Origin of the sequence: Antarctobacter heliothermus, assembly GCF_900188425.1 — a bacterium.
Taxonomy (GTDB): Bacteria; Pseudomonadota; Alphaproteobacteria; order Rhodobacterales; family Rhodobacteraceae; genus Antarctobacter; species Antarctobacter heliothermus.
Genome location: NZ_FZON01000103.1, coordinates 1 through 7,388, shown reverse-complemented (window position 1 = coordinate 7,388; position 7,388 = coordinate 1). Strand labels below are relative to the sequence as shown.

The 7,388-nt window shown below is 61.3% G+C and carries 6 protein-coding genes and 1 pseudogene; all 7 read right to left on the bottom strand.

The annotated features are described in order from the left end of the window. A pseudogene (locus CHB90_RS25040) lies at nucleotides 1–256 on the bottom strand (IS256 family transposase); the annotation flags it as partial. A gap of 555 nt (nucleotides 257–811) precedes the next feature. Continuing rightward, entirely contained in the window at nucleotides 812–1,531 is a 720-nt protein-coding gene (locus CHB90_RS25035; protein ID WP_089280434.1) for a FadR/GntR family transcriptional regulator, read from the bottom strand. Between the two features lie 2 nt (nucleotides 1,532–1,533). Then, nucleotides 1,534–2,574: a DUF475 domain-containing protein gene (locus CHB90_RS25030; RefSeq protein WP_089280433.1), complete on the bottom strand. Its 1,041-nt coding sequence runs from the start codon at nucleotides 2,572–2,574 to the stop codon at nucleotides 1,534–1,536. Further along, nucleotides 2,571–3,533, bottom strand: a complete 963-nt coding sequence (locus CHB90_RS25025; protein ID WP_089280432.1) for a 2-hydroxyacid dehydrogenase — start codon at nucleotides 3,531–3,533, stop codon at nucleotides 2,571–2,573. Before CHB90_RS25025 ends, CHB90_RS25030 begins: the two co-directional genes overlap by 4 nt. Continuing rightward, nucleotides 3,533–5,161: an ABC transporter ATP-binding protein gene (locus CHB90_RS25020; RefSeq protein ID WP_089280431.1), complete on the bottom strand. Its 1,629-nt coding sequence runs from the start codon at nucleotides 5,159–5,161 to the stop codon at nucleotides 3,533–3,535. The genes CHB90_RS25025 and CHB90_RS25020 overlap by 1 nt, the downstream gene beginning before the upstream one ends. Further along, nucleotides 5,154–6,074, bottom strand: a complete 921-nt coding sequence (locus CHB90_RS25015; protein ID WP_089280430.1) for an ABC transporter permease — start codon at nucleotides 6,072–6,074, stop codon at nucleotides 5,154–5,156. The genes CHB90_RS25020 and CHB90_RS25015 overlap by 8 nt, the downstream gene beginning before the upstream one ends. Before the next feature lie 3 nt (nucleotides 6,075–6,077). Continuing rightward, nucleotides 6,078–6,992 carry an ABC transporter permease gene (locus CHB90_RS25010; protein WP_089280429.1) on the bottom strand — a complete coding sequence of 305 codons (915 nt, stop codon included), beginning with the start codon at nucleotides 6,990–6,992 and terminating at the stop codon, nucleotides 6,078–6,080. Between the last annotated feature and the right edge of the window lie 396 nt (nucleotides 6,993–7,388).

The window sequence follows — 7,388 nt, the reverse complement described above, 5'->3', positions numbered from 1 at the left end:
CCCGAACCCGCGGCACCTTCACGGGCACCGGACCAATGCCGGTCATTACCTCGCGCTCAGGCAAGTGACCATGACGGACCAGGCGTGCCCGCCCATCCTCAAGTCTTTCTCCGGAAAAGGCCGCCATGAGTGTGGCCAGCTCGGCGTGGATCGCCTGTTCAATCAGCTTGCGCGCGCCATCGCGGATGACATCCGTGAACGGATCGGCGCTAAATCCCGATGGATCGGGCAGTTGAGTAATGGTAGTCTCTGACATGGGGCATATCCTTTTCTCAGCAGAGAATCGCGGCGTCTGAACACCGCCATGATATGCCGCCCCTCAGGGCGTCACCAACTTTCGCGCCTATCTCACGGCCAACCCGGCGACAACCAACCTGCGCTGTAGCCCGAAACGGCCGCAAGAGCGGTTGGGGACATCAACAGTATCCGGAGCCACGCCTGGCTCCGGGTCCAAACCGAAAGTCTCCTACACCGGGTCTGGAAGGTTTTCGCAGGCGTGCCTCTCATCGCAGCGCTTGTTTGTGGTTCTGGCCGCAGCTACTAGCGCCGTCTTGGCTCCACGCGGGGTCTCAAGCATCAATCAGCCATGCCTTTGTCCGAAAACAACCTCTCTGGAGAAGTTTTGTATCCCGCCATCATTGCTGGATACATCGCATCACGCTGTCTGAATTTACCGGACCACTTCAGTCACTGGTGCGCGGCATCGTCACATATCGTCCATCAGCACAGCAAGACCCTGTAACTGACCTGCCAACGGCACAGTTGTGTCACCGACACTGCGCCTCTGACAGAGGCGGCCCGGATACAGGTACTACTGCTGCAACTGCCGGATCAGGCCAAGTGATCTGTTCAGATGAAGACGCATGGCCCCGCCGGCCCCCTCCGCATCGCGCGCGGCGATTGCGTCGACGATGCCGCGATGCTCCTCGACCGACCTCTGCAGGTTGGCATCTCCGGTTTCAGACGCAGACCCCGGCAAAGCCACGCGCATACGCGGGATCAGCAACGGCCCCAGATGGTCAAGAAGATCGGACAAGTAGGAGTTACCGCTGGCCGTCGCGATGGCGTGGTGGAACCGGAAATCGGCCTGCGCCGCCCCCTGCCCCTCTGTCGCCGCTGTTTCATAGTCAGTCATGGCCTTGCGGATCTGTCCCAGTTGCGCCTCTGAATGGCGTTCGGCGGCAAGGGAGGCGGCAACTGTTTCCAGCCCCAGACGCATCTCCAGAATGGCCTGCACGTCTTCCAGCCTGTCGGCTGTGGGGATCTCGAACTGGCGCGACGGTTGCGGACCGTGTGCTACCACCAATGTCCCGCCCGGCCCCTGTTCAAGGTGTCCGGCGGCCAGAAGGCTTTCAAAGGCAAGATCGACAACGGAGCCGGATGTGACGAAGTCCGCCGCCAACGCCTCGCGCTTGCCCGGTGAGGCCCCGGGGGCCAGTGTCCCGTCGGTGATGCGCGCGAGGATGCTGTGCTCGATCTGTTCGGCAATCTTGTGCATCCAGAGAGCGCGGCGAGTCATCGGTTGCACCATGTTCAGCCCCCTCTTGCCGCGCGTTCATACCGGATCGACGCCATCAACGACAAGCCGATCAGGCAGGCCCCGACAAGGCCGGTGATGACCTCGGGGATATGCACAAGCGCCTGGGTGAACATTACCAGCGACAACACCAGCACGGAATAGAACGCTCCGTGTTCAAGGTAGCGGAACTGGGCAAGCGTCTTGCGTTCGACCAGCATCAGGGTCATGGCGCGGACGTAAAACGCGCCGATGCCAAGCCCGATGGCGATCAGGAACAGGTTCTGTGTCAGGGCAAAGGCACCGATGACTCCGTCAAAGGAAAAACTGGCGTCGAGCACTTCGAGATACAAAAACGCGCCCAGCCCCCCAGAGGCGGCGGCGGTGCGGGCATCCTCTGCGGAGTCGAGGATATGGCCAACCAGTTCAACCGCAAGAAAGGTCAGCAACCCGCAGACTGAGGCAAACAGGAACTCTGCGCCCTTGTGGCCCGGCAAGGCCAGCGAAAAGCCCAGCGCAATGGCCAGGACCAGGGCCACTTCCAGACCCCGGATCGCCGCCCAATCGCGCAGGCGGCTCTCGACGGCGCGCAACCAATCCACGTCCTTGTCCTGATCTATGAAATAGTTCAGCGCGACCATCATCAGAAAGGTGCCGCCAAAGGCCGAGATCGACAGATGCGCCTCGTCCATGATGTGGGCATATTCCTGCGGCTCACGCGCCGCCAGAAAAACGGCCTCTATCGGCCCCATCCGACCGGCGATGGCGACCACCGCCAGCGGAAAGACGATGCGCATCCCGAAGACCGCGATCAGGATGCCCCAGGTCAGGAAACGCCGTTGCCAGACCGGCGTCATGTCCTTGAGCTTGTTGGCATTCACAATCGCATTGTCAAAACTGAGCGATATTTCCAGAACCGCCAGAATTGCGCCGATCATGAAAAAGGACAGCGCCCCGCTTGCCGTGCCTGTTGTGCGCCAGCCCAGCCACCCGGCCAGAACCAACCCGGCAAGCGTCAGCCCCACCGGCCAGCGGAAATAGGACACCAAGGGCGTCATGAGGCGCGGCCCGACCGTCCAAAGACAGGGGTCACTAGGGCCGTTCCGGCGTAATGGGCGGCCAGATTGTCGACCACCGTTTGCGCCATGGCATCGCGCGTCTCGACCGTGCCGCTGGCGTGGTGCGGATACAGGGTCACATTGGACAAGCCTGTCAGGCCCGGGTCGGGATTGGGTTCGTTCAGGTAAACATCCAGTCCCGCACCACCTAGCCGACCGTCCGACAAGGCGGCAATCAGGGCTGTCTCGTCGACGACGCTGCCTCTGGCAACATTGATCAGCGTGCCGGTGGGGCCAAGCGCGTTCAGCACGGCGGCGTTGACCATGCCTTCAGTCTCTGGACCGCCGGGAACGACAACGATCAGAATGTCGGACCATGCCGCCAGCGCGGTTGCATCCTTGAAATACCGGTAGGTCACGGGTTTGACGCTGCGCGCTGTGTAGCCCAGTTCGACCTTCAGCGGCTCCAGCCGAACGGCGATGGCCTGCCCGATGGTGCCCAGGCCAAGGATACCGGCCTTCTTGCCCTTGATCGACGACAGCAAGGGAAACATGCCTTCGCGCCCCCAGTCACCCGTTTTGACATAGGCATGTGCCGGCACCAACTGGCGGCGACAGGCCAGCGTCAGCAGCAGCGCGATATCTGCCACATCGTCACACAGCGCGTCCGAACTGTTGGTCAGGGCAATCCCGCGGTCGCGCAGGGCCGCGTCGTCGATGCTTTCAAAACCGGCAGAGGAACAGGTGACAATCTCAAGGTTGGGCAGATGCTCCAGATCGGCGCGGGTCAGGGCGGAATGCCCGTTGGTCACGATCCCGGTGCAGCGCGGCCCATGTACCTGCAAGAACGCCGCGCGGTCGTCAGCCAGATCCAGCCGGTGAAGCGTATAGGCCGCCTCCAGCTGGACCATGGCCTTGGGGCGCGGGGGGGCGAAAATCATCACGTCGGGTCTGCTCATCACGATGCCTCTTGCATTGCCAGCCGCGCGCGGCGGCGTTCCGCCTGAACAGCCGGATCGGGGTGCAACGACGCGGCCATCAGGTTCCGGGTGTATTCCATGCGCGGCGCGTCAAAGATCTGCGCCACCGGCCCTTGCTCAACAATCCGCCCGCCCTGCATGACAACCACCCTATGCGCAAAATCGCGCACCAAAGGCAGGTCATGGGCGATAAACAGATAGCTGAGGCCTAGCCTGTCCTGCAAATCTGTCAGCAGGTCGATCACCTGCGCCTGAATGGACACGTCCAAGGCTGAGACCGCCTCGTCGCAGACGATCAGCTTTGGCTCCAGCGCCAGCGCGCGGGCGATGGCGATACGCTGGCGCTGACCGCCTGAAAACTGGTGCGGGTAGCGGTGCATATGCCCCGCCTCAAGGCCGACCTGATCCAGCAGGTCGCGCACGCGGTCCTTCCATTGCGCCTTCGGCAGGATTTCGGGGTGAATGGCAAAGCCTTCGGACACGATGTCATAGACCGTCATCCGCGGGTTCAGCGATTGCGTGGGATCCTGAAACACCATCTGGATGTCGCGGCGCAGAGCGAACAGCTCTTTTGGCGGCATGGTCACCAGATCGCGACCCTGCCACAGCGCCTCACCCGAGGTCGCGTCCTCCAGTCGCAACAGCGTCTTGGCAAGGGTCGACTTGCCCGACCCGCTTTCGCCGACAACCGCCACGGTTTCCCCGGGCAGGACTGTCAGGCTGGCGTTTTCCAGCGCAGCGAACGCGCCGAAATGCTTGGTCAGGCCGTTGATTTCAAGGATCGGCGTGATGCCGGTATCCAGCGGCTCGGTGATCTCACCAGAGCCGGGCACAGCGCCGATCAGCTTTTTCGTATAGGGGTGCCTTGGGTTGGCATAGACGTCAGACGCGCTGCCGGTTTCGACAATCTGGCCGGAGTTCATAACGACAACACGGTCAGCCACCTCTGCCACAACCCCCAGATCATGTGTGATCAGCAACAGACCCATGCCGGTTTCCTGCTGCAACTCCTCCAACAGCGCAAGGATCTGGGCCTGAACCGTCACATCCAGCGCGGTTGTCGGTTCATCCGCAACCAGAATGTCGGGTTTCAGCGCCAACGCCATGGCAATCATCAGCCTTTGCCGCTGGCCGCCGGAAAACTGATGGGGATAGGCGTCGACCTTGCTGGCAAATTCCGGGATACCAACCCGTTCAAGCAGTTCCAGACAGCGCGCGCGGGCCTGATCGCGCGGCGTGCCGTGGGCGGTCATGATTTCTTCGATCTGCCAGCCCACCGTATAGACCGGGTTCAGATGGCTCAGCGGATCCTGAAAGATCATCGCAATACGTTTGCCGTTCAACTGGCGGCGGTCCTCATTGCTCATTTTCAGCAGGTCGCGCCCATCGAACAGGATCTCACCAGAGACGATTTCCCCCGGTGGGCAGTCAATCAGGTTCATGATCGCCGAGGCAGAGACCGATTTCCCCGACCCGCTCTCACCCAGGATGGCAAGGCATTCGCCACGATCAAGATACCAATGCACGTCGCGCACGGCGTGAACGGTGCCCTGTGCGGTATGAAAATCGACCGACAGGCCGCGCACCTCTAGCAGATGATCAGCCATTCTTTTTTCTCCGCATTTCCAGCCGCCACCGCTGCACCGGGTCCAGTGCGGTGCGCATCCAGTTCGACAGCAGGTTCAGGCTGAGCGTGGTCAGAACAATCGCCAACCCGGGCCAAAAACTCAGCCACCATGCGCTGGTCAGATAGGGACGGCCCTGTGACACCATAAGGCCCCAGGTGATTTCGGGTGGTTGGATACCGATCCCGAGAAACGACAGCGAGCTTTCGACCAGAACGACCAGCGCGAAATCCAGCGTGGCAATGGTCAGGACCGTCGGCAGGATGACCGGCAGGATATGACGGAACACGATGCGCGACCCGCTGGCCCCCATGACGATGGCGGCCTGCACGAACATCCGCTCGCGGACCTCCAGCACTTCGGCACGGGCGGTGCGCAGGTAGACGGGCAGCCGGGTGATCGCCAGCACGATCACCAGATTGAAGACCGAAGGCGGCAGCATGTACAGCACCAGAACCGCCAGCAGCAGCGACGGGAAAGACATGATGATATCTGCCAAACGCATGATGATCTGGCTTGGCAGACGCGACGTATAGCCTGCAATCAGGCCCAGGCAGGTGCCAATCGTGAGCGAACAGAACACGGCACCGGCGGCCACCATGATGGTGTTCTGCGACGCGACGATGATACGCGCCAACAGTGGTCGGCCCAGAGCATCAGCCCCCAGCCAATAGACCCATGGTCGTGAAAAATCAAAGATCGGGGCATTTCGCCCACGCAGGTTTTGTTTGGTGGCGACGTCTTCCAACAACATCGGTCCGAAAATCGCGCCGAAAATCACGACCAGCAGGAAAATGGCGGCGGTAAAGGCAAACTTGTCCCGCCACAGCATCCGCAGGACCGAAATATAGGCGGGCGGGGCGTCGGGAGTGGTCTTGCTGTCTGTCGATGTCATGGGTCAGTACCGGATGCGCGGATCAAGCACGGTGTACAGGATGTCGATCAACACGTTCATGAGAAAGATCGCGAAGGCCGTCACCATGATCGCGGCAAGGATCACGTTGAAGTCACGTTGAAGGATGGAATCGATCATCAGCTTGCCGATCCCCGGAAAGCCAAAGATCGTCTCGACAACCACCGCGCCATTCAGGATGGCCGCGGTCTGGTCGCCAAGCACGGTGATCACCGGCAACAGCGCATTGCGCAACGCATGGACAAAGATGATCGGGCGGTTTTTGACACCCTTGGCGCGGGCGGTTTTGACATAGGCCGAATTGAGCGCCGCAATCATTGACCCGCGCACCACCTGCAGGATCAACCCGAAGGGCCGGATGAACAGCACCGATACCGGCATGACCCAGTGCCAGAATGTGCCAGTCCCGGACGTGGGCAACCAGCCCAGATTGACCGAAAACAGCACGATGGCGACAATTGCGATCCAGAAATCCGGTGCGCTGGCCCCGATCAGGGAAAAGAACGTCGCGACCCGGTCAAAGAAGCCGCCGACATGAAAGGCCGCAAGCGACCCCACCACGATGGCCGCCACCGTCACCAGCGACATGGTCACGGCGCCCAGCTGCAAGGTCCATGCAAACCCGCGCAACACAGAGTCGATTGCAGGTTCAGACCGCCGCACGGACTCGCCAAAGTCAAAGCGCAGCAAGTCGCCCACATAGGAAAAGAACTGGATGATCAGCGGTCGGTCCAGACCATGAATGGCGCGGAACTTGTCGCGCGCTTCTTGGCTGGCGTGTTCCGGCAGGAACAAATCGGTGGGATCGCCGGTCAGACGGCTGAGAAAAAAGACCAGGATCACCAGCCCGACAAGCGATATGGCGCTGGCAACAGCGCGTTTACCCAAAAAGGATTTCATGGTGATCAGCCCCTGTGGCACGGGGGACGGACAGCATCCGACCCCCGGCTCTGAGTGGTTTACTTAACCCGCAATATTCACCGGCGGTCCGTGTGCGGTGTGATTTCGGGGCGCGGTCGGGTTTCTTGACCTTGCGTGTGGCAGGAAGGGCGATCACGCTGCCGACGTTCGCGTCATACGTGTGGGTGGATGTGTTCGCGGCGCTTTCGGGCGAACGCGGTGATGCATCCGCACACGGCGTTGAACGCCACCGGGATCGGTGGCGACGGTCGGGAAGCGCGGTCATACAGGCGGTTCGGATCAGGGGCCGGCCCAATGCATCCTGATGATTGTCGGCCATAGCATAGACCAGAAAGGCGCGGCGCTGCTTGCAAGCGCGAGCGTCATCCGGCGGCC